This window comes from Bogoriella caseilytica, assembly GCF_003752405.1.
GTDB classification, from domain to species: Bacteria; Actinomycetota; Actinomycetes; order Actinomycetales; family Actinomycetaceae; genus Allobogoriella; species Allobogoriella caseilytica.
In genome coordinates this window covers 869,128-891,917 of sequence record NZ_RKHK01000001.1, presented here as the reverse complement: position 1 = coordinate 891,917, position 22,790 = coordinate 869,128, and the positions used below count along the sequence as shown (strand labels likewise).

The window sequence follows — 22,790 nt, the reverse complement described above, 5'->3', positions numbered from 1 at the left end:
GGTTCACCGCCGTTCACGGCGCCCGGCCCGTTCGGCGAAGCGATCGATGGCTTCGAGGATCTCGTCGCTGCGCCAGAACGGCCCGAGCCGATGCTCCTCCTTCGAGCGCAGGATGCCGGCCTCCACGAGAGCCCTCAAGGGCGGATAGGCATTGGTGCGTTCGATACCGAGGGTGTCCGCGATCGACGCCGCGGTGATGACGGGCTGGGAGACCAGCTCATCGAGGATTCGCCATGCGTTGCTGTTCCGCCGGGCGCTGAGCCTGTCGTTCCAGGACTCGCGGATCGCGTCGATGTCCTCGATGAGCATTCGCGCGTTGGCGACGGCGCGGAGGGACCCACGCGCGAAGGCCAGCACGATCTGCTCGGGCGCGCCGTCACGGTATGCGGTCAGAGCGCGGTGATATCCCTCGATGTCAGCGAGTAGCCCAGCGGAGACCGGAACAGCCACCGAACGCGTGACGCCGAGGTGGCGAAGCAGCGACTGCGCCAGGGCACGGCCGGTCCGCCCGTTGCCATCGGTGAAGGGGTGGATCGTCTCGAACTGGGCATGCGCGATCGCCACCAGTGGCAAGGGTGAGACGTCGGTGCGCTGGGCGAAGGCGACGAGGTCATCGATCAGCGCGGGGACCCTCTCATGCCAGGGCGCCACGAACTCCGCCCCTGCCGGGGAGTCGCTCCGCGTGCCGATCCACACTGCTTCGTCGCGCCACTGCCCGGGAGCGTGACGCGGCTGTTGGCTCATCAGGACCTCGTGCATAGCGAGAATCGACGAGGCGTCCACCGCCTCGGAGAGGTCGATCGCCGCCTGCATTGCTCGGGTGTTGGCGGCGATCAGTTCGGCGTTCCGGCTCCGCTTGAGGCCGAGCTCGGCGCTGAAGATCGCCCGGGCAGAAGCGGTGAGGTTCTCGATCTGGGACGACGAGGCCGCTTCTGATCGCAGCAGTACCGGAGCAAAGGACCGGATGTGCGAGCCGTTCTCGGCGTCAAATCTCGTGAGCTCCTGTGTGGCCTCCTCCGCCGCCCGGACGACGCTTGCGGGCAGCGTGACTCGCTCCTTGGCGATCAGTGGTGGGACGGCGGAGTCGTAGTCGATCGGGGCCCGGCCAAGCCCAGCGCGCACGCCCCACGCGGTGCTCGCAGACGGCACGAAAGCACGGCGCTCATAGGTGGTCTCGGGCCACTGGCTTTGCTCCATAGCTCATCACCACCGCCTCGATTTGTATGAGTTATGAGAGTTTCTCATACAAGCGAGCGTGGAGGTGTATGACCTCCGGGTGATCATGGGTGCGCCACGGCCAAGGTCATCGCCGCTGGGGTCGCTGGTGATTGGGATGTGCGTGTCCTGGTTCAGTCTGGGGTGTGGTGCTGTTCGGCGGGGCCTGGCGCGGCGCCATCCCTGGTGGGCCCTTCGTCGGGGGCGCCGCCGGGCGGCACTGGTCCTGTGGGTGCGGCAACCGGCGCTGCAGGTGCCCCACCCGGCGCCGCGTACCCCGCCGGCCCGACCGCAAGCTCGGCCCGCCGCCTACGAGAACGCCGGCGCAGCAGTGCGACGAGCAGCAGCACCGGCACACCGAGGGCCACCACGAAGGGCAGCAGCGCTCCGACGGCCACAAGCGCGCCATTGACGAAGCCGATCAGCGCGGCCCAACCGCTCTGCAAGCCACCGAGGAAGCCGTCGGCCTGGACCTCGGCGGAGGGCTCGCTGGTCACGTGGACCGACAGGGTCGACAGGGAGACCTGATCCCCGAGCCGGTTCCGCTCGGCCTGCAGACGTTCGAGCTGTGCCTGGCGCTCGGAGAGCGTGGTCTCGATGGTGATCAGGTCCGAGGTGTTGTCTGCCTCGGTCATGATGTCCAGCAACCGGTCCACCGAGGTCTGCGCGGCGGTGATTCGCGCATCGAGATCGCGGGCGGTGCCGGTGACATCCACGGCGCTCTGCGTGAAGTAGACGAGTTCGCCCAGGTCGTCCAGGCCGTCGGTGAGGTCGCCGAAGTCCTCGGCGGGAGCTCGCACGGTGATGCTGGCGCTATCCACCCTGCCATCGTCGTCGGCCCACTGGTCGCGTGCCTCGACGTGGCCACCGAGCGCTTCGGCCTGGCGGGCGATGTCGTCGATCGTGATCGCCGGGTCGTCGGCGATGAGTTCGGCTTCCGCGGTCGTGATGACCATCCGGTCCTCACTCGGTGACTCGCCGGGCCCTCCGCCGGCGTCATCGCCGCTGTCGGCCTCGGCCTCGTCGAGCTCAGGAGCAGGGGCGGCATCATCAGCGATGCCACCGCTGTAGTCGGATCCCGAGGAACAGGAAGCGAGCGCGAAAACCGCGAGGACGGCAATGAGAACACGCATGGTCAGTTTCATAACCCACCTATGTTCGCCGGGGGCAGGGTGTTGCGGCGCTCCACAATCTCCCGCAATTTCCCTGGCCGGGCGCTGGGAGAGGCCTGGGAGTGCTCGGTCGCCCGTGCAAGAATTGCCCGTCGATGCAGCGCAGTTCGGAAGGGGCGGGGATGCCGTCAGAAGACTCAGGCAACTCACCCTTCGATCGGCACCACTTCGACTATTCGCCCTGGAACTTCTGGTCGGAGGCCTCGGACGAGGAACAGCGCGGTCAGCTGGTCATGCAGCAGGAGCTGATGGCGCAGCGACCCACGGTGGACATCGCGCAGAAGTGCTTCATCTCGCCCCTGGCGGCCATGCAGGCCGACGAGCTCTCGCTCGGCTCCCACTCCTACATTGCCGCACATGCCTACGTCACCGGCTCGGTGGTGACCGGCGAGCACTGCACCGTCAACGTGTTCACGGTGGTGCGCGGGGACGTCGTCCTCGGTGATGGCGTGCGGATCGGCGCGCACACCTCGATCCTGGCCTTCAATCACACAATGACCGACCCGGACGTACCGGTCTACCGCCAGCCACTCACCTCACGAGGAATCCGGATCGGCAGCGACGTCTGGATCGGTTCACAGGTCACGATTCTTGACGGCGTCACGATCGGGGACCGGGCGATGGTGGCTGCCGGCTCGATCGTGACCAAGAACGTGCCGGCGGGCGCCGTCGTCGCCGGGAACCCCGCTGTGATCAAGAAGTGGCGTGTGCCGGGCGCGGCCGCCGCGGCGGCTCACGCGGCGCCCTCGGCTCCACCGGGACAGTCGGCGGGAACCCCTCTCGCGGACCGGCTGGCCGCTTTCGACCGCCGAGCCCGCTCGGAGGCAGCGGGCCTCCTCCACCGCAGCTGGGACGGCGACATCGCCGACGGGCGGTACGTCGATGCTCCCGGAGTCGCGCCTACGGTGCGCGCGCACTGCGATGCGGTGGAGATCGCGGCCTATCTGCTTGACGAGGCGCCTCCGCAGCTCACCTGGGAGGCGCACCGCGATCGACTGCGCGCACTGCAAGACCCGGAATCGGGGATGATCGCCCCCCTCGATGACCGTGGTGAGCAGCGCGGGCCCGTGGGCTTCGACGGCGACGCCGCCTATCACGTGCTGTGCGTCGGATACGCGCTTGATCTGCTCGGTAGCGCACTGGTGCACCCCGTCTCGGCCGTGGACGCACTCAGCGGCGAGGAGCTCCACCGCCTGCTTGCGAGCCAACCCTGGAACGGTCGGCCCTGGCAGAGCGGCCACGTGGTGGACATGCTGGGGACCGCGGCGATGTGGAACCGGCGGCACGGCACGGCGCACCATGAGACCACCGCCCTCACCCTCGTCGGCTGGCTCCACCTGAATGCCGACCCGCACACAGGCATGTGGGGCAGCCCGGGGAGCGAGGACGGCTTGCTGCAGCTGGTCAACGGCTTCTATCGCACCACTCGCGGCACCTACGCCCAGTTCGGACTGCCCCTGCCGTACCCGCGGGCGGCGATCGATACCGTGCTCCGGCATGCGGAGGATCCGCGCATCGTCGCTCAGGAACGGCAGAATGCCTGCAACATCCTCGACGTGGCCCACCCGCTGTGGCTGCTGGGCCGTCAGCAGGACTACCGCTGGGGCGAGATTCAGGCCTTGGCGCGCCGCTTGCTGAGCGAGGCGCTGGACTTCTGGCAGCCGGGGGAGGGCTTCAGCTTCGCCGCGCCCACGGGAGGTGGCCGCAGGTCCGCCGCGCAGACCCCGGGCCTGCAGGGGACTGAGATGTGGCTGGCGATCATCTGGTACCTCGCCGACCTCCTCGGACTCTCCGCCCACCTCAGCTACCGCCCCCGCGGCATCCACCGCCCGGAGCCGGCAGTCACCCTCATCAGCTGAACACGCGCCGGGCCCCGCACAGCCCTCGGTGCGCCCGGGGGAGCTACGCCTCGTGGCGCCTCCCTGCGAGCTGGGCTCGGCGAGCCGCGAAGTCGGGCCGATCGAAGTAGTTCGCCACCGCGGCCTCGCTCAGCGTCGTGACACCGCCCGTCCGGCTCGCACCGATGCGCACTCGTGCGCTCTTGACGGCCATGAGCGAGATGGCTTCTGCGCCCGCCACGGTGTCCGAGAGCGCGACGATTCCGTGATTCCCCAAGAGAACGAGCGAGGGCAGCTCGCCGAACTCGTCGAGATGGTCCTCGAGTCTGGCCAGGACAAGCCGGCCAAGCTCGATGCCGGGCTGCGCGTAGGGAACGAAGAGCGGCCGGCCGAGAGTCATCAGCTCGTCGGTGTAGACGGGCGCGGCGAAGGCAGTCTCGGCGCCCGCGCCGGACAGAAGTGCGACGACATCGGTGGGGTGGGTATGGGCGACGTACCTGACAGGTGCGAGTGCGCGCACGGCGACATGCACGAGAGACTCGATCGAGGCACGCACCTGGCGGTTGCCGTCGACGCCGGCGGTGAGGGCCTCGGTCAGGGTCTCCTGTGTCGCCCCGTGATCCCGCAGCAATGCGAGCAGTGGCTCGACTCCCACGCACACGAAGTCCGAGGCAGTGGCCTCGCGCATCGAGGAGCCGGAGGCTTTGATGACGATCTCCTCGCCGACGAGCTCGCTGGTGTTCCCCTCGGCGAGGATCACGAGGTCGAGCTCCGGCTCACCGAGACGACGAGTCAGCCGGAGGAGATCGTCGCTGACGAGATCGGAGGCGATGCGGGCGGTCATGGGGTTCTCCTCGGCTCGAAGCGGCGGGGCTGGAATGTGCGGGTGATGACGGCTCGGAGGTCCTCGATCGTCCCGTGGAGCACGCCAGCGGTGCGGGCCTGCACGAGCAGGTTGCCCAGAGCCGTTGCCTCGACCGGGCCGGCGTAGACGGGCAGGCCCGAGCGGTCGGCGAGGCGCTGGCAGAGGAGCCAGTTGCGGGATCCTCCGCCGACGAGATTGATCTGGCTGACCGGCTCACCGGTCATGCGTGCGGTCGTCGCGATCGCCTCGGCGAAGGCCTGGGCGAGTGACTCCAGGATCAAGCGGACGAGTGCTGCGCGGGTCTGCGGCATGCGTGCTCCATGCTCGGCGTGCCAGGCGGCGATCATGGCGGGCATGTCGCCCGGCTTCTGAAACCGTGGATCCTCGACGTCGAAGACGTCCGCGTCCATACGGGTGTGGGCGGCCTCCTCGATCAGCTGACCGAGGTCGACCCGCTCGCCAGCGCGCTCCCAGCTGCGAATCGTCTCATTCAGGATCCACAGACCCATCCCGTTGCGCATGAACAGGAACCGATCGTCGACACCGCGCTCGTTGGTGAAGGCCGCCTGCCGAGCTTGCTCGTGGAGCAAGGGTTGCTCGCGCTCCACACCCACCAGGCCCCAGGTGCCGCAGGAGACGAAGGCACCACCGCGCTCAGGAAGTGGGGCCGCCAGCACTGCCGAAGCTGTGTCGTGGGCGCCGACGGCGATGACGTCGAGGTGATGTGAGGCCCCGACAGCATCGGCGACCGCCGGTAGCACGGGGCCGATCCGTTCCCCGGGCGAGACCAGTGGCGCCAGGACGCCGCGAGGAAGGCCCACGCGGCTCAGGATGTCCTCGTCCCACTCGCCAGTGATGGCTGACAGGATCGCCGTGGTCGAGGCGATCGTCCGTTCGGCGATACGCCGCCCGGTGAGCCAGTACGAGAACAGGTCGGGCATCAGCAACGCCGTGTCTGCGACGTCGAGCAGACCCTGGCTGGCCTCGGCGGCAAGCTGGTAGAGGGTGTTGATCGCCAGCGGCTGGATGCCTGTGCGCGCATACAGATCGGCAGGGGGGATCGCCGCATGCACCCTGTCGCAAGCCTCGGCGGTGCGCTCATCGCGGTAGTGCATCGGGCTGCCGAGCAGACGGCCGTTGCGCAGCAGGCCGTAGTCGACACCCCAGCTGTCGGTGGCGACGGAGATCAGATCGGGTGCCTCCCGCACGGCGCGGCCCAGGCCGGCGAGCGCCCCCTGCCAGAGGGCGGGCATATCCCAGTGCAGGTGGGTGCCCCAGCCGCGGGCGTCCGATGCCGGCATGGAGACCGGCTGGTTCGTGAATCGCGACATCTCGCTGGTGGAAATGTGAGTTGGGCTGACCTCACCCAGGATCACTCGGCCGCTGGTGGCACCGAAGTCGATCGCGGCGAAGCGCCCGGTGCCCGGCACGCCTACCGTCCGCTGAGCCAGTCGATGAGCTGCCCCCACATCGGCGCATAACCCGGCCACTCGATCGCTTCACGGGGCATCCAGTGCGGACCCATGTCGCTGGCGAAGGCGGCGGTTCGCCCCGCCCCGGCCTCGCCGATCACCAGCAGCGGATGCGGGCCGATGTCGACCAGTCGCACCGCCCCGTCACGTGGGGTGAACCGCTGGTAACCGAGCAGCGCAGGCCACTGCGTGTCGAGGCCCTCGACCACAGCGTGTGACGCGACCACGCGGGGCTGGACGCCCTCGGGGGTCTCCTCACGGTCGTCACCGAGTTCCATCTCGACCGGCAGGATGTCGGCCACCGCGGTGTTCCGGTAGTTCGCCTTCGCTTCGATCCCCTGAAAGCTGAGGTAGCCGCCGACCATGAGCAGAGCGCCCCCGTCACGGACCCAGCCGGCGAGTTCCGTCAGGGGGTTGGCCGTCCTGTGCCCGTCGGCGAAAACCGATGGCGGCAGCAGCAGCGTGTTCGCCCCGATATCACTGAGCACGATGACGTCGTAGGCATCGAACCCCTCTCGGCTGCGCGGGAAACGGGTGGGAGCCTCGTGGTTCGGGAGGAAATCGACCTCGACTCCACGGGACTCGAGAGCAGCGATGAAGTGGGAGCCACCCTCCTCGTACACCGAGGTCTCGAAGGAGTCGAAGCCCTTGGTGTGGATGGTCGTCGACGACCAGGACTCCCCGGCCAGCAGCACTTTCGTCATCAGAAAGCCAATCCCTTCGGTTCCGTTTCGAGGTGGGCCTCGCGCGGATCAACGACCCGGAAGTCATTGGCGCGGTACGCCGCATAGTCGAAGTTCTCGCATTCGTCGTAGCCGATCTCGTGGTACTCGTAGAACCCGCCCCAGTGCTCATATCCCTCGCCGAGCGAGTGCTCCAGGAAAGCGTCGGCCATGGCGCAACCGAGTCGCGGAGCGGTGAAGAACGCGCCCATCGCCAGCAGGTTGCTGTTGTTCGCCGTTGCGGCACGCAGTGCCGAGGGAACGGTTTCGCACACCGCGGCATGCACGTGCGGGCACTTGCTCGCCGCGATGTGGATACCCATGCCGGATCCGCAGAACGCGAGTGCCTTCTCGTACTTGTGCTCCGCAATTTGGGCGCCGAGTGAGAATCCCACGCGATGGTACATATCCGACTGATCTGTTGTCGGCGTGAGGTCTTCGACCTGCCAGCCCTTCTCGATCAGGTGCGCCTTGACCGCGTCCTTCAGCGCCATCCCGGCGAAATCTGCCCCGACGACGACGTGGCGATCCTTGGTCAGCTTCATCACTGACGTCCTTTCCATTTCAGCATTTTCATGAGATTGCCGTTCCGATCCCACTGATTGACGATGACGACCAGCAGGAGCACCGTTCCCCAGATCAGCGGGCGGTAGAAGTTGTTGATGGTGTGGAAGGTGTTCAGCAGGGAGGACAGCACCTGCAGGATCACCACAGCGAGTACCACCCCGCCGAGCCGCCCGGAGCCGCCATTCGGGTTGATCCCGCCGAGCACGACGATGAGGATCGCCAGCAGGGTGTAGGAGCTGCCGTAGTCGGCGCGTGCCGAGCTGTAGTTCGCGAGCATGACCAGGCCTGCGGCTCCGGCGAAGATGCCGGAGACCATGTAGGTGCGCACGATGAGGCTCGTCGTCTTCAAGCCGCTGAACGTCGCTGCGGTCTCGTTCGAGCCGAGCATGTAGAGCTTGGTCCCGAAGGCGGTGCGGTTCATCAGGTACCAGATCACCACTGCGCCCACCACGAAGATGATCAGCACCATCGGGGTGCGCCCGGCCACCGTGCTGCCCATGACGTTGGTGTACTCGGAGGGCAGACCGGAGATCGAGCGGCCGCCACTGATGACGATCCCGATCCCGGTGAAGAGCTCAAGCGTGCCCAGGGTGACGAGGATGGCCGGGATTTTGATCTTCGCCACGAGGAAGCCGTTGATGGCGCCGGCGATCGCCCCGACGATCAGCGAGAAGGCGATCGCCACGATGACGGCCAGCGAGCCGTTCGACGCATCGGAGTCGAGCGGTGCGATCCAGAGCATCAGCATGGCGCTGCCGATGGCGGTCATGTTGGCGGTGCCGACCACCGAGAGGTCGATGCCGCCGATCACCATGGTCAGCATCACGCCCAGGGCGAGCAAGCCGAACTCGGGGAACTGCACCGCCATCGCTTGCCAGGTGTTGACGGAGCTGAAGTTGTTCCACCGCACGATGGCGAAGAATCCCAGCAGCAGCACGAGGACGCCGGCCAGGCGCGTGACGTGAGGATCGCGGAAGAACTCGAAGGTCCGCGGAGCCTTGGAAGAGACGGGTGTCCCGGCGAGCGTCACGATGCGTCCTCCTGGTAAGTGGGGCGGTTGAGGAGTCGGAGGTTCATACCATCGCCCCCTGGCGCCGGCGGGATCTGGTGATCTGCACCGCCGAGATACCCGTTCCGATCAGGATCAGCAGCCCCAGGGCGACCCGCTGCCAGACGGTGGGGATGCCCACCAGGATCATGCTGTTCTGCACGATCACGATCAGCAGTGTCCCGAGCATGGCGCCCGTGAGCGTGCCCCGGCCGCCGGTGACGGCCACACCGCCGACGACCACAGCGGCGATGACCATGATTTCCATGCCGAGCAGGTTGGTGGGATGCATCTGTCCCATCCCTGTCGTGCGCACCAGGCCGGCAAGCCCGGCGAGCACGCCGATCAGCACGTAGAGGAAGAACTTGGTGCGCCGGACGTTGACGCCCGCCCGCGATGCTGCGGACTCGTCTCCGCCGATGGCGTAGACCGAGCGCCCGAAGGTCGTGTACCGCATGACGACGAAGGCGATGGCCACCACCGCCACGAGGAGGAGGAAGGAGACCGGCAGGCCGGCCGTGCGACCACTCTGCGGGTGTGTGGCGGTGTAGAGGTAGGTTCGGCCGAATGTGGCCATCGCCGGCGGAATGTTGGGGATCTGCACCGAGGAGAGCGCGCCCTGCATGAAGCCGGAGAACACGTTCAGCGTGCCGAGGGTGATGATGAGCACGGGTATGGATATGGAGGCGACCAGCACTCCGTTGAAGGCTCCGAGAATGGCCGAGATGGTCGCGACGAGGAGGAAGGGCAACCACAGTCCGCCTTCCCACCCAGCGTCGACCAGGAGCCGTGTGGTGGCGTAGACCGCCAGCGAGGCCAGCGCCGGGAAGGAGACGTCGATACCGCCGGAGACCAGCGCCATGTAGGCGCCGACGGCGAAGATGCCCGGTACGACCATGGCGCTGGCGAGGACGACGAGGTTGTTTCCGGTGAAGAAGTGTCCGCTGCGGAGGTGAATCGCCACGGCCATCGCCAGGATGACGAGCAGGATGTAGAACTCGTTCTGGCGGAGCAGCTTCTGGATCAGCTTTCGCATCAGCGCACAGCTCCCTTCACCTCGTCGGCCGACATCAGTGCGGCGAGTTCGACCTCTCCGGTCGTCTTCGGGTCGACGACGTGCACGACCCGGCCCGCATTCATGACGAGCACGCGGTTGCAGTTGTGGAGAACCTCGGGAATGTCGTCCGAGATGATCACCACCGCCAGGCCGGTGGCGGCCAGCTCTCGCAGTGCCTCGTGGATGTCGTGTTTGGACCCGATGTCGACGCCGACGGTCGGCCCGTTGAGGATCAGCACTTCAGGTTCGGTGGCGAGCCACTTGGCCAGGACGACCCGCTGCTGATTTCCACCCGAGAGCGTACTGGCAGCATTCCCGGGATCGGGCGTGGCGATCTTGAGTCGGTCGACCCACCGCTGGGCTTCAGCGGCGGAGGCCTTCCGCTTGAGCGTGCCGAAGCGGGACACGAAGCGGTCGATCTCGGAGATGAGGATGTTCATTCCGATCGGACGCTCCAGGGCCAGGCCCTCGGTGAGGCGATCCTCTGGCACGTAGCCGATGCCGTGCCTGATGGCGTCACGCACGCCCCTGAGCCGAACGGGCCGGCCATGGATCCTCATCTCGCCCGTATCCCCCTGGAGCAGGCCGAACATGGCCAGGGCGAGCTCGGTGCGGCCGGAACCGAGCAGGCCCGTGATCCCGAGGATCTCGCCGGGGCGGATGGAGAGGTTCACGTCGGCGAAGAAGCCATCGACGCCGAAGTTCTCCAGTTCGAGGACCGGAGTGGTGCCGACCCCCTGGGGTTCGAAGACGGTCTCTTCGAAGTCGCGGCCGGTCATGTGGGCGGAGAAGCTCTTGCGGTCCAGTTCTGCGGGAAGGCAGGTGATGACGTGCTTCCCGTTGCGAATGATGGTGAACCGGTCGCTGATCTCGAAGACCTCTTCGAGCTTGTGGCTGACGAAGAGGATGGCCACGCCCTGTGCCTTGAGGTCGGTGACGAGGGAGAAGAGCCGCTCGACCTCGCGCTTCGTCAGCGCCGTCGTCGGCTCATCCATGATCAGCAGCTTCGCGTTGTTCATGAGGGCGCGGGCGATCGCGATCAGTTGTTTCTGTGCGACCGAGAGCGAGTCGAGTGTGGTGTCGAGATCGATGTCGACGCCGACCTTGGCCAGCGCCTTCTCGGCGACGCGCCGCATGCGCCGCCAGCTGACGAAGAGCCGCTTCTCCGAGAGCTCCGAGGTAAAGGCGAGGTTCTCCATCACGGTCAGGTTCGGGAACACCGAGAAGTCCTGGTAGATCACCTGCACCCCGTGGGCAATGGACTCATTGGGCGTGATGCGGGAGACGCTGGCGCCACCCAGGACGATCTCGCCGCTGTCGGGCGCGTGTACCCCGGAGAGCACTTTGATCAGCGTCGACTTGCCACTGCCGTTCTCACCAGCGAGGCAGTGAATCTCTCCCGGGGCGATCTCCAGCGTGACGTTGTCGAGCGCCTGGACGCCCTTGAACGCTTTGCTAATGCCCCGGACAGCCATGACGTTCTCCAACGGAGGCTCCGTTCTGTTCAGACGGTCGGCTGGACGGAGTGGGGGTGGCCGGCGAGCGTCGCCGGCCACCCGTCACCGATGATCAGAAGCCGAGGTCGTCCACGTTGTCGGCGGTGATCTCGATCCACCCGTCGCCCTCGAGGAGCTTGTCGCTGCCTTCGGCGAACTGCATGTTCCGGTATCCGTCGACACCGAGATCGAGGCCGTCGGTGATCTCCTCGCCATCGAGGATCTTGGTGGCCAGCGAGGCCAGTGCGTAGCCTGCGCCGGCCGGATCCCACAGGGTCAGTGATTCGACGATGCCGCGTTCGAGGATGTCCCTGTTGTCGGCGGGCATGCCGGTTCCACTGGTGAACACCTCACCGATGAGACCGTTCTCCTCGATGGCGCGGGCTGCGCCCGGAGCGTCGAAGGAGGAGGTCCCGACGATGCCCCGGAGCTCGGGGTAGGCGGTCAGGAGCTGGTTGGCCGCCTGGTAGGCGACCTCCGCGTTGTCCTCAGACTCCACGCGAGGCTGCGCCTCCAGCAGTTGCATGTTGGGGTAGGCCTCGAGCTGGCGTTCGACCGCGCCGTCGGCCCACTCGTTGTGCGAGGCGTTCGTGACGTGGCCGACCATCGTGGTGTACACGCCCTCCTCGCCCATGGCGGCAGCGAGGTTGTCCATGATGAACCCGCCGTAGGCGTTGTTGTCGAAGGCCTCGATGTTGTACATCGTGTTCTCCTGACTGGCGCCCTCGTGGGTGACGACGACGATGTCAGCGTCCAGCGCCTGCTGCAGCACGTTCTCGATCGCGGCCGGGTCGACCGGCACCACGGCGATGGCGTCGACGTCCTGGGCGATCAGGTCCTGAATCACCTGCGCCTGCAGCGTGGCGTCGGTGTCGGAGGGGCCACGCTGGAAGACGTTGTGCTCGCTCTCTTCGTTGAACTGCTCGACGCCTTCCTCCATGCGGACGAACCACGGGTTGGTCGAGTCCTTCGGGACGATCGCGATGGTGTAAGCGCCATCGCCGCCCCCCGAGTCGGCGTTGCCACCGCCGCTGTCAGCGTTGTCGGTGGCGTCGCCGCCGTTACCGTCGCCGCCGTTGTCGGTCGCATCGCCGCCGTTGCCCGACCCGCAGGCCGCTAGGCCCAGGGTGAGCACTGCCAGGGTGCTGATCGCGTACTTCGCAAAACCACGCTGTCTTGCCATGGGGGTCTCCAATTGTCTGTGCGGATCGGAGTGAGCACATCGCCCGGACCATCACCGCTGCGTCATTGCATGTGGGGGAGCGTATTGAAGCGCTACAATTTTTCGAACGCTTCAAAAGCTACCGGGTGCCGGTCGAGTGCACAAGTGTTACGCAGGTAACATCCTGGTTGCGATATCCGGGAGGGATGCAGTCGATGACGTCTCATACGACCTCACACAACGGCCAGGTGCGGCTCCGCGATGTCGCTGAGCGGGCGGGAGTCTCGGCCGGCACAGTGTCGAACACCCTCAACCACCCCGACCGCGTGCACGCCCGGACGCAGGCCCTCGTCAAGGAGGCGATCGAGGCGCTCGGCTACGTTCCGAACCAGCAGGCGCGGATGCTGACCGGTGCGGCGAGCAAGGTGATGGGGCTCGTGGTCCTGGACGTGGAGAGTCCGTTCTACATGGAGACGGCGCAGGCCATCGAACGCAGCTTCCGCGAATCCGGCCACTTCCTGATGTTGTGCAACTCCGAGAGCGACCTGGATCGCGAGGCCGAACTGCTGCGGATGCTCGCCGCCCAGCGCGTGCGCGGCGTGCTGCTCGCACCCGCCACCGCGGACGCTGACCCGCACCAGTACCTCGACATCGCGCGTGACCTGCCCGTGGTGCTCCTCGACTTCGACGGTGGAGACACCCACTGCTCGGTGGCTGTCGACAACGTTGACGGGGGGCGCCTGGCCGCGCGCCACCTGCTCCGGGCCGGCCATCGGAAGCTCGCTTTCATCGGAGGGCCGGCGCAGATCCGCCAGTTCACCGAGCGTGCTGCGGGAGCTCGAGCGGAGTTGATCGACGCCGGCCTGGACCCTGAGGTCCACCTGGTGGAGATCGCTGCTTCGGGCATCGGGATCCAGGACGGGCACGCGGCCGCTGAGGAGCTCTTGGCTGTGGACCCGCCAGAAGGCGTGCTGTGCGGCAATGACATGCTGGCCTTCGGTGCCTACCGGGCCATGACGGCTGCCGGACTGCGCATCCCCCAGGACGTCTCGATCGTGGGTTACGACGACATCAACGTCGCCAAGGACTGGATCGTGCCGATGACCACGGTGCGCCAGCCGATCGACGAACTCGGGCGAATCGCTGCGCGGCTGATCCTGGAGGACTCCTCAGATGATGCCGGCCACGTGCACCGCCACGTGAGGTTGCGGCCAGAGCTGGTCATCCGACGCTCCACGGCAGCGCGATGAATCCCGCCAGGATGCCGGGCCGGCCCGCTGCCGGCATCACATCAGATGCTCTGTCCGGAGCGAGGCTCCGGAAGGGGCGCGACGAAGCGAGAGGGTTGACCATGGGCAAGGTCGTCGTGTTCGGATCGCTCAGCCAGGATCTGCACCTTCCACTGGAACGGCACCCCAGTGCCGGCGAGACCGTGATGTCTGGGGACATTGAGTACCGCTTCGGCGGTAAGGGTGCCAACCAGGCGGTCGCTGCGGCGCGCGCGGGTGCGGAGTCGATCCTCGTGGGCAAGGTCGGTGAGGATGCGCAGGGCCGGGAGTATCTGGATCGATTGGCCCGCCACGGCGTGGACGTCTCCCGCGTGCAGTCGGTGCCCGGAGTCCCCACTGGCACGGCGATCATCTACGTGGATGCCGCGGGCGAGAACATGATTGTGGTCGCCCCGGGGGCGAACTACCGGATGGGGGAGGAGGACCTCTCCTCCTTGGACGATCTCGGTGCCGGCGACGTCTTGCTCATGCCCGCGGAGCTGAAGCACGACGTCGTCATCGCCGCGGCCGAGACGGCTCACTCCCACGGTGCCCGGGTCATCCTGAACCTCGCCCCTTTTGCCGCTCTGCCCCAGGCCGTGCTGGAGCTCTGCGACCCGGTCATCGTGAACGAGCACGAGGCTGCCGACCTCGCCGACGCCGGGCTCGAGGCGCCTTCTGTACTCGTGACCCTCGGCCCGGAAGGCGCCCGCTGGGGTGAGGTGGCGGTGCCTGCTCGCCCGGTGACGCCGGTCGACACCACCGGAGCCGGTGACGTCTTCTGCGGCACACTGGCCGCCGCGCTGGCTGCCGGGGAGGGCCGGGAGAGCGCGATGCGCAGAGCCGTCGAGGCGGCTGCCGCCTGCGTGCTCCACCATGGGGCCCAGCCTGCGCTGCCCGGAGACTGAGGGCGCGCGGCTGATCGAGGCCCCTCCGCGCCGACGGCGGTCAGGCTGAGACAGTCGCCGGGGTCGTCGTGACCGCCGGTGCTGAGCACCCGGGACGAATGACCCCCGGGTGCCGCCGAAGCCCTAGCCTCCGAAGGGCAGCACCGGCTTGCCGGGAGTGTCGACCCGCAGCCGGAAGACCGCTCCGGCCTCCGGCTCGGGGTCCTCAAGCTTCTCGCGCGAGGTGGTGATGAAGAGGTCGCGCCCGTCGGCACCGCCGAGCGTGCACGCCGTCACCAGGCGCACCGGGAGATCGATGTCAGCCAGGATCGTGGCCTCGGGGGAGTACAGGCGCACCCGGCCTACCTTGTTCAGCGCCACCCACACGTTGCCGGCTGAATCCACCGTCAGGCCATCCGCCCGGCCGTCATCAGCGGAGTGGAAGACCTGACGGTTCAGCAGCTCCCCGTTCTCGCCGACCTCGAACACATCGGTGCCGCCGGTGTGGGTGTCGTTGTAGTAGGCGCGCGTGCCGTCAGGGGAGAAATCGATGCCATTGGAGGTGGTGACCTGGTCCAGCACCTCGGTGACTTCGCCGGTGGCGGTCAGCCGCCAGAGGTGGCCGATCTCAGGGGTGCGGTCATAGGCCATGTTGCCGCCGTAGACGTTGCCGAAGGGGTCGCAGCCGCCTTCGTTCATCCGCAGGTTGGGGTCCTCGAAGAGCTCGACCCACGGCGTCGGGGCGTCGAAGGGTCCGTCCGCCAGCCCGATGCCCCGCTCAAGGCCCACCACGTAGCCGCCGGTGGACCGGGGCCGTACGAAGGCGGCGACCTTGCTGCCGGTGGAGAGGCGGTCCACGGAACCGTCGGCCTTGAGGGTGAGGAGGTCGCCGGCCAGCATGTCCACCCAGCGCAGGCCCCCCCACTCTTCGGCCCAGACCGGGCCTTCGCCGTGGTAGCAGAGGGGGTCGGTCAGTTGCTCGGGAGTATCGATGCTCATGCGCTCACCCTCTCAGGCGTGAGGATCCGCTGCAGCCGCAAGCCCGGCCCCACGGCGCACACCACCCGCACACCACCCGCGCGCCACTCACTCCCCGCCCGCACACCACCCACTCCCCGCCCGTGCACCACCCGCGCGTTTGTGGTCAGTTGGAGCCGCTTTGAGGGCCGAAAAGCGGTGTAAAGCGGCGCGAAGTGACCACAAACGCAGGGGGCGGCGCCCACCCGGGCGGCGCCCACTCGCGCGCCACCCACCCGGCGCGCCACCCGCGCAGGTCAGTGCGCTTCTGCCGCCTCGTGCACCTGGGCGAGCACTCGGTCACGCGCGCGGTCGAGGTGCTCAGCCAGAGCCTCGCAAGCCGCGGGTTCATCGCCGTCGAGGATGGCCGCCATGATCGTGTCGTGCTCGGCCACCACCGTGGTGGGAGTGGTCCGGCGGTGCGCGGCATACTGCCCCATGGTGAGGTGAATCTCGCCCGAGATCATCTCGTACATGCGGCGCAATCGTTCGCTCCGCAGACCGTGCACCAGTGCCCAGTGGAAGGCGATGTCGGACTGCACCTGCTCGGCGAAGTCCTGCCGTTCGGCCGCCAGGCGCATGGTGGTCTGGGCGCGTTCCATCTCCTGGGAGACCAGCCGGGCCCGGGCCAGATGCGCGGTGGCCGCGAGTTCGAAGGTGGTGCGGCTGAAGAACAGGTCGTTCAACTCCGACTCATCGAGCTGGGGGACGATGGCGGACTTGTGCGCCGCTCGGCGCAGCAACCCCATGTTGGTCAGCCGCTCGAGGCATGACTTCGCGGTGGGGCGAGCGACCCCGTACTCACTCGCGACCCGCTGCTCGGTGACCTTCTCGCCCGGCGCGATCTCACCATTGATGATGCGCGCCCGGAGGGACTCGAAGAGTGCTTCGGTCAACGAGGCTGGGCCGAGCTTGAATTGGCTCACGGTCGGCGGCACCTCTCTGGCTTCCTTTCCGGCGCTGAGGCTGTCAATCGCCGGAGATTGTCTGTTTCGCAGTTTCGATAGACATCATGTCAGTTTCGCGGCGCAGTGGGGGTGAGCCACGAGAGTGTCCGCGCGGTCTCCTGCGTGGGCTTGTATTCCGCGGCCACCGAGCCGGCATAGCCGCTCTCGCCCAGAGCACTGCCGATGGCGCGCCAGTCCAGGGTGCCGGAGCCCGGCTCCCCGCGGTCCGGGATGTCGGCGAGTTGGACGTGCCCGATGCGGCCTTGGGCCTCGTGAATGGCCTGGACGACGTCGACGTCGTTGCGCCCGAGGTGGAAGGTGTCCAGCAACAGCGTGAGATGGGGTGAGTCCACCTCGCCGATCAGGTCGAAGACGTCGTGGTGGGAGTGCAGCGGGTAGGTGCCATTGAGTCCGCGCGCGAGCGGTTCGACCAGCACGGCGCCACCCAGCTCGGCCACGGCCTCAGCGGCGCGGCGGTAGGCGGCCACGGCGGTGGCGCGCCAACTCTCCAGTTCGGCGCCCTCATCGGGCTGGCCGTAGAGCAGGTTGAACCCCCGGCAGCCCGTGGCGCGCGCGAGATGCACGAGCGCCTCGGTGCCGGCGTCCAGCTCGTGCGCACGTTCCGGGCGGCAGGCGACGCCGCGCTCGCCCGCGGCCATGTTGCCGGCGAAGAAGTTCAGCCCGGTCAGCCGCACGCCCGCGGCGGCGATCGTGGCGCTGAGTTCGTCCAGCTGGTCCACCCCGGGGTGGGCCTCGGCAAAGGGCCACCAGCTCTCCACGACGGTGAAGCCGGCGTCGGCGGCGGCCTGGAAGCGCTGCTCGTAGGGCAGCTCGGAGAAGAGAAGGGACACGTTCGCGCTGACCTCGTAGTCATTCCATCGCATGGCACCAGCTTGCCACGACTGTGATGTACATGTCAGCATGTCTAACAATCAACGACGATAGGAGCCCCGTGACTTCCACGGATGCCCGTCCCGAGGTGCCAGGAGCCCTCCGGACCCAGGACTGGTTTCGCAGCGCGACGCGGTGGACGCAGCTGACCTTCACGGATGATGATCCGGCCACCTTCGACGTCGACTTCTGGATCGATGTCATGCAGCGCTCGCAGTCCAACGCCCTGTGCCTCAGTGCCGGCGGCTACATGGCCTTCTACCCCACCGCGATCCCGCACCACCGCCGCAGCGTGCACCTGGGCGATACCGATCCCTTCGGCGCGCTGGTGGACGGTGCACGCGCACTCGGCATGCACGTCATGGCGCGGGTCGACCCGCACGCCATCCACGATGACGTGGCCCAGCAGCGGCCGGAATGGCTGGCGCGCGACGTCGAGGGCAACCCCGTACCGCACGCTTCCATGCCGGGGCTTTGGCTGACCGACCCCTTCACCAGCTACCACCGCGAGTTCGTCACGGACATCGCCGTGGAGATCGTGGAGAAGTACGACGTCGATGCGATCTTCGCCAACCGCTGGGAAGGGCACGGAGCAATCTCCTACTCCCCGGCCGCCGATCAGCGTTTCCACGCCGACACCGGCCTGCACCTGCCCCGTCAGGACGATCCCGAGGACCCGGCCTGGGAGCGCTACCCGGCCTGGCGCAGCCGCCAGCTCAGCGAACTCGTGGTGCTGTGGGACGACGCCGTGCGTGCGGTCAAGCCGCACGTGCGTTTCATTCCCAACCGCGGGGCCCAGCTCACCCGGGACCTCGTGCGCGAACTCGTCGATGACCGCTACCCGATGTTCTTCGTGGACAAACAGGGTCGCTCCGGCCTGGAGGCCTCCTGGGTACCGGGGCAGATCGCCAAGCGAGCCCGTGGCCTCTACCCCGATCGCCCCGTTGCTCTCATCACCTCGGTCGGGCCGGAGGACAATGCCCTGCGGTGGAAGGACTCGGTGGCCGACCCGCACGAGACCGTGAGCCTGATCGTCGACGGCTTCGCGCACGGCGCCCGCCCCTGGTTCACCAAGTTCAAGGCGGATTCCTTCGACACCCGCTGGGTCGAGCCCATCGTGGAGGCCTTCGGCCTGCACGAACGCTGCGAACCCGTGCTGGAGAATCTGCAGCACACCGCTGAGGTGGTGCTCCTCGACGTGCGCGGATTGGCGGTCAGCGCCCACCCGGCGGCGCCCTCCTCCTACGGCCCGGACGCCGCCGCGCATGAGAACGGCTTCTATCAGGCACTGATCGAAGCGCGCATTCCTTTCGAGTACCTCGCTGCAGAGGCGCTGAGCCTGGACCGCCTCGAGGGCGTGCGGGCGCTGATCCTGCCCTCGGGCGCTGGTCTGCCCGCAGCGCAGATCGCCGTCATCGAGGAGTTCGTGGCACACGGGGGCAGCGTGGTCGCGGCCTTCGACGCCGGCCTGGACACCTCGGGCGCTGAGCCCGAGCTGGCGCTGGGTGGCCTGCTCGGGGTCCGGCTCGCCGGCGAGGTACGCGGCCCGCTGAAGAACAAGTACATGACTCTCGAGTCCAAGCACGAGATCACCCGCGGCTACGAGGGAGCGCAACGCATCGTGGCGGGAAGCAAGGTCGTGGACGTGGCCGCGGACGAAGGCGCCGACGTCGTCCTGCGCTTCGTTCCCGACTACCCCGACTTGCCCATGGAGGAGGTCTACCCCCGGCCCGGCGAGACGCTGCCCGCAGTGGTCACCCGCGAGCACCTCTCGGGCGGACGCACGGTCTACCTGGCCGGCAACATCGGGGAGATCTACTGGGACGCACTGCAGTCCGACCACGGCCGGCTCATCGCCAACGTCGTGCGCTGGGCAGCCGGTCATCGGGCGCGGGTCGAGGTGAGCGGTCGCGGACTGATCGACCTCGCGGTGCATGAGGGCAGGAACGAGCTCGCCGTGACGGTGGTGAACCTGACCAATCCGATGGCCATGCGCGGTCAGCAGCACGAACTCATCCCGCTGACCGCACAGGAGGTCAGCATCGAGCTCCCACTCGGGGTCAGCGACGTGCGCGCAACCCGGGTGGTGGCCGACCACGAGGTGCCGGTTCGCGTCGAGGGAAGCCGGGCGCGGGTGACTATCGACGACATTGAGCGCCTGGAGGTCATCCACTTCACCTGGACCGCCGCGAACTGAAGGCCGCCCCCGCGCCGGGAGGCGCCGACGAACACACGCTGCCACGACCGGCGGCACGAACGAGGAGGACATATGCGCATCGGATTCATCGGACTGGGCGTCATGGGCACGCCCATGGCCCTCAACCTCATCCGCGCCGGCCACACCCTGGTGGTGCACCGCGTCAAGGAACGCTCCCAGATCCTGATCGACGAAGGAGCCACCGCGGCGGCCTCACCCCAGGAGGTGGCCGAGGGCGCCGAGGTCGTCATCCTGATGCTGCCGGATACGCCCGACGTCGAGCAGGTGCTCCGTGGCGAGTCCGGAGTGCTCGCCGGCCTGCAGCCCGGCTCCCTGGTCATCGACATGAGTTCGATCTCGCCGGTGGCGACCGCGGAACTGGCAGCCGAGGTGGCCGAGCGCGGCGGCGGCTACGTGGATGCACCGGTCTCCGGCGGTGAGGTCGGTGCCCGCGACGGCGCGCTGACCGTGTTCGTGGGCGGCAGCGAGGAGGCGGTCTCCCGCGCCATGCCGCTGCTGGAGGTCATGGGCAAGACCATCACCCACATGGGTGAGGCCGGCGCCGGGCAGGCCACCAAGGTGGTCAATCAGGTGATCGTCGGCTTGACCATCGAGGCCGTGGCCGAGGGGCTCGCGCTCGCCGAGGCCTCCGGCATTGACGCCGCCCGGGTGCGCGAGGCGCTCTCCGGGGGGTTCGCCTCCTCACGGATCCTGGACCTGCACGGCCAGCGGATGGTCGAGCGCCACTTCGAACCCGGCTTCCGGATGCGCCTGCACCGCAAAGACCTCGGGCTCGCGCTCGCGGCGGCCGAGCACCACGGGGTGACGCTGCCGGGCACCGAGGCGGTCACCGGGCAGATGGATACCGCGCTGGCCCACGACCTGGCCGAACAGGACCACTCCGCCCTCTTCCGCCTCATCGGCGGCGAGTTCACATGAACCAGGCGTGGTGGTACAACCCTTTCCGCACCTTCCAGACCAACCTGCGTGAGATCGATGCCGGTCTGGACGTCGAGGCCGTGCTGGACGCCATCGAGGCCTACGGCGCGGACACCTGGCTGCTCAGCGTGGGCGGCATCGTCGCGAACTACCCCAGCCGGCTCTCGAGCCAGACCGTGAACCCCGCCCTGGCCGAACGCGGCTCCGGGGACCTGATCGGCGACGCGGTCACCGCCGCCGCGCGGCGCGGCATCCGGGTGCTGGGGCGCATGGACTTCTCCAAGATCGACGCCCGGCGCGCCGAGGAACACCCGGAGTGGTGCTTCGTCTCACCCGAGGGCTCACCGCAGATCTACAACGGCTACCGCAGCGTGTGTCCCAGTGGGGACTACTACCAGCACCGCATGTTCGACGTGGTCGCCGAGGTGCTGCAGCGGTACGACCTCGGCGGCTTCTTCTTCAACTGGATGTCCTTCAACGAGTTCGACTACTCCCGCACCTACTGGGGTGTGTGCCACTGTGAGTCCTGCCTGGTGGGCTTCCGGGCCTTCGCGCCCGGCGTGCCGCATCCCAGCGGTCCGGATTCGCCCGGCTACCGCACGTGGCAGGCCTTCACCGACCAGGTGCTCGGTGAGCTGCAACAGCGCATGCGCGAGCACATCCGCGCGCTGAACAGCGGGGCCGCCTACATCCAGGGCGATCGGGGCGATATCACCTTTCACGAGGCGAACAACGCCGTCGGGCGCCCGCTGTGGCACCACCACACCGCAGAGATGGTCAGTGCCGCGCGCTCCGGTGAGGCGGACCGGCCGGTGTTCGTGAATGCGGTGGGCTTCGTGGACATGCCCTATCGCTGGGCGGGGGAGGACCCGAACCACTTCGCCCAGTTCCTGCTGCAGGCGATCGCCCACGGTGCCCAGCCCTCGACGTACATCATGGGCACTCCGGCCGACAGCCCTTTCCGGGCGCTGGAGGCCGGTGGCGAGGTCACCCGCTTTCATCGCGACCACGAGGACCTCTATGCCGGGCTGGTCTCCGCGGCGCGTGTGGCTCTGGTGCGCGGTTCCCGGCCTGAACCGGCTACTGCCGCGGCGCGCCAGTCCGAGTTCCGCGGCAGCTACCTCAGCCTCCTTGAGCGTCACGTGCCTTTCGACGTCCTGCGTCAGGACCAGCTCGGCTCCCTCGAGGCCGATCGCTACGCCTTAGTGATCCTGCCCGACCTGGGCGCACTGGCGGCAGAGGAGGTGGCGGCCCTGGAGCGCGTGCTGGCCGCGGGGGGTGCCGTGGTGGCCTCCGGGGATTCCGCCTGGCAGGACGGCGTCCTCCAGCTCGGGGGGGGCACGGCTCTGGCCGAACACCGGGCCACCTACCGCACCGAGGAAGCCGTGCGCTCGCTGCACCTGGCCGTCGGTGAGCCGGAGGGTGACTTCACCCCCGTGGTCGGTGGCTTCGAGGTGCTCGAGCCTGCTGAGGGCGTCGAGACGGATTGGCACGTGCTCGGTCGCGCGCTCTACGGCCCGCCGGAGAAGTGCCATGGGCACGAGGCCACCAGCCACCCGGGGTGGATCAGTCGCGACGTCGGGCCCGGGCAACTCGCCGTGCTCCCGTGGCGGCCCGGCCTCGTCTACCGCGAGCTGGGCTTGTCGCGGGTGCGCGACGCCTGGGTGGACAAGATCCTCGGCCTGGCGCGGGTGCCGCTGCAGGTCGAGACCGACCTGCCCGAGCAGGTGCAGTTCGTGCTGGGCCGCACCCCGCACGCGGACGTGCTGCACCTGCTGAACCGCTCCGGGGATGCACCGCAGCGTTTCCTCCGCCCGGTGCCCCTCGCGGCGGGCCGGGTGCGGATCCCGGCGGAGCAGGAGCCTGCCTCCGTCCGGGCTCGCGTGAGCGACGCCGAGCTGGCCTGGTCCTGGCAGGACGGCGTGCTGGAGATCCAGACCCCGCCCCTCGGCCTCTTCGAGGTGCTGGAGACACAGTGGCATAACAAGTAGACGTGCATTCTTGACAGACAATCTGGGTACGGCCAAGCT

19 protein-coding genes are annotated in these 22,790 nt (G+C 68.0%); 6 read left to right on the top strand and 13 right to left on the bottom strand.

Annotation, left to right across the window (positions count from 1 at the left end):
* Positions 1 to 3 precede the first annotated feature (3 nt).
* On the bottom strand, positions 4 to 1,197 hold the full coding sequence (locus tag EDD31_RS03990) for a Fic family protein (RefSeq protein WP_123303009.1): 1,194 nt from the start codon (positions 1,195 to 1,197) through the stop codon (positions 4 to 6).
* 152 nt (positions 1,198 to 1,349) lie between these two features.
* Positions 1,350 to 2,360, bottom strand: coding sequence for a DUF4349 domain-containing protein (locus EDD31_RS03985; RefSeq protein WP_123303008.1), 1,011 nt, complete (start codon positions 2,358 to 2,360; stop codon positions 1,350 to 1,352).
* 149 nt (positions 2,361 to 2,509) lie between these two features.
* Here EDD31_RS03985 and EDD31_RS03980 point away from each other — a divergent pair, with 149 nt between their 5' ends.
* On the top strand, positions 2,510 to 4,246 hold the full coding sequence (locus tag EDD31_RS03980; RefSeq protein WP_123303007.1) for an acyltransferase: 1,737 nt from the start codon (positions 2,510 to 2,512) through the stop codon (positions 4,244 to 4,246).
* A gap of 43 nt (positions 4,247 to 4,289) precedes the next feature.
* Here EDD31_RS03980 and EDD31_RS03975 read toward each other — a convergent pair whose 3' ends face one another.
* The 8 genes from EDD31_RS03975 to EDD31_RS03940 form a co-directional block, all read right to left on the bottom strand.
* Complete coding sequence (locus EDD31_RS03975) at positions 4,290 to 5,069, bottom strand: class II aldolase/adducin family protein (RefSeq protein WP_123303006.1); 780 nt, start codon at positions 5,067 to 5,069, stop codon at positions 4,290 to 4,292.
* Complete coding sequence (locus EDD31_RS03970; RefSeq protein WP_123303005.1) at positions 5,066 to 6,520, bottom strand: rhamnulokinase; 1,455 nt, start codon at positions 6,518 to 6,520, stop codon at positions 5,066 to 5,068. Before EDD31_RS03970 ends, EDD31_RS03975 begins: the two co-directional genes overlap by 4 nt.
* 2 nt (positions 6,521 to 6,522) lie before the next feature.
* Positions 6,523 to 7,266, bottom strand: coding sequence for a glutamine amidotransferase (locus EDD31_RS03965; RefSeq protein ID WP_123303004.1), 744 nt, complete (start codon positions 7,264 to 7,266; stop codon positions 6,523 to 6,525).
* Positions 7,266 to 7,829 (bottom strand): RpiB/LacA/LacB family sugar-phosphate isomerase, encoded by a 564-nt coding sequence (locus tag EDD31_RS03960; protein WP_123303003.1) that lies wholly within the window; start codon positions 7,827 to 7,829, stop codon positions 7,266 to 7,268. The genes EDD31_RS03965 and EDD31_RS03960 overlap by 1 nt, the downstream gene beginning before the upstream one ends.
* Positions 7,829 to 8,881, bottom strand: coding sequence for an ABC transporter permease (locus EDD31_RS03955; RefSeq protein WP_123303002.1), 1,053 nt, complete (start codon positions 8,879 to 8,881; stop codon positions 7,829 to 7,831). Before EDD31_RS03955 ends, EDD31_RS03960 begins: the two co-directional genes overlap by 1 nt.
* Positions 8,882 to 8,924: 43 nt before the next feature.
* The gene (locus EDD31_RS03950; RefSeq protein ID WP_123303001.1) at positions 8,925 to 9,935 is read right to left on the bottom strand and encodes an ABC transporter permease; all 1,011 of its coding nucleotides are present in this window, start codon (positions 9,933 to 9,935) and stop codon (positions 8,925 to 8,927) included.
* Complete coding sequence (locus tag EDD31_RS03945; RefSeq protein ID WP_123303000.1) at positions 9,935 to 11,431, bottom strand: sugar ABC transporter ATP-binding protein; 1,497 nt, start codon at positions 11,429 to 11,431, stop codon at positions 9,935 to 9,937. Before EDD31_RS03945 ends, EDD31_RS03950 begins: the two co-directional genes overlap by 1 nt.
* A gap of 94 nt (positions 11,432 to 11,525) precedes the next feature.
* Positions 11,526 to 12,635: an autoinducer 2 ABC transporter substrate-binding protein gene (locus tag EDD31_RS03940; RefSeq protein WP_123302999.1), complete on the bottom strand. Its 1,110-nt coding sequence runs from the start codon at positions 12,633 to 12,635 to the stop codon at positions 11,526 to 11,528.
* A 194-nt stretch (positions 12,636 to 12,829) separates the two neighbouring features.
* Between EDD31_RS03940 and EDD31_RS03935 the strand changes: the two genes are divergently transcribed.
* Together EDD31_RS03935 and EDD31_RS03930 are read left to right on the top strand one after the other, a co-directional pair.
* Complete coding sequence (locus tag EDD31_RS03935) at positions 12,830 to 13,864, top strand: LacI family DNA-binding transcriptional regulator (RefSeq protein ID WP_170163174.1); 1,035 nt, start codon at positions 12,830 to 12,832, stop codon at positions 13,862 to 13,864.
* A 101-nt stretch (positions 13,865 to 13,965) separates the two neighbouring features.
* Complete coding sequence (locus EDD31_RS03930; protein ID WP_211336049.1) at positions 13,966 to 14,790, top strand: ribokinase; 825 nt, start codon at positions 13,966 to 13,968, stop codon at positions 14,788 to 14,790.
* A gap of 123 nt (positions 14,791 to 14,913) precedes the next feature.
* Here the strand turns inward: EDD31_RS03930 and EDD31_RS03925 are convergent, their stop codons facing one another.
* From EDD31_RS03925 to EDD31_RS03915, 3 genes are all read right to left on the bottom strand, one after another.
* Positions 14,914 to 15,768: an SMP-30/gluconolactonase/LRE family protein gene (locus EDD31_RS03925; RefSeq protein WP_123302996.1), complete on the bottom strand. Its 855-nt coding sequence runs from the start codon at positions 15,766 to 15,768 to the stop codon at positions 14,914 to 14,916.
* A 275-nt stretch (positions 15,769 to 16,043) separates the two neighbouring features.
* Positions 16,044 to 16,712, bottom strand: coding sequence for a GntR family transcriptional regulator (locus EDD31_RS03920; protein ID WP_123305114.1), 669 nt, complete (start codon positions 16,710 to 16,712; stop codon positions 16,044 to 16,046).
* Between the two features lie 89 nt (positions 16,713 to 16,801).
* Positions 16,802 to 17,617, bottom strand: a complete 816-nt coding sequence (locus EDD31_RS03915) for a hydroxypyruvate isomerase family protein (protein ID WP_123302995.1) — start codon at positions 17,615 to 17,617, stop codon at positions 16,802 to 16,804.
* A gap of 68 nt (positions 17,618 to 17,685) precedes the next feature.
* On the opposite strand from EDD31_RS03915, the gene EDD31_RS03910 reads away from it, so the two are divergent.
* The 3 genes from EDD31_RS03910 to EDD31_RS03900 all read left to right on the top strand — a co-directional run bounded on the left by EDD31_RS03910 (position 17,686) and on the right by EDD31_RS03900 (position 22,751).
* Positions 17,686 to 19,821 (top strand): alpha-amylase family protein, encoded by a 2,136-nt coding sequence (locus EDD31_RS03910; protein WP_211336048.1) that lies wholly within the window; start codon positions 17,686 to 17,688, stop codon positions 19,819 to 19,821.
* A gap of 72 nt (positions 19,822 to 19,893) precedes the next feature.
* Complete coding sequence (locus EDD31_RS15115; protein WP_123302994.1) at positions 19,894 to 20,760, top strand: NAD(P)-dependent oxidoreductase; 867 nt, start codon at positions 19,894 to 19,896, stop codon at positions 20,758 to 20,760.
* Positions 20,757 to 22,751: an alpha-amylase family protein gene (locus tag EDD31_RS03900; protein ID WP_123302993.1), complete on the top strand. Its 1,995-nt coding sequence runs from the start codon at positions 20,757 to 20,759 to the stop codon at positions 22,749 to 22,751. The genes EDD31_RS15115 and EDD31_RS03900 overlap by 4 nt, the downstream gene beginning before the upstream one ends.
* Positions 22,752 to 22,790: the final 39 nt, after the last annotated feature.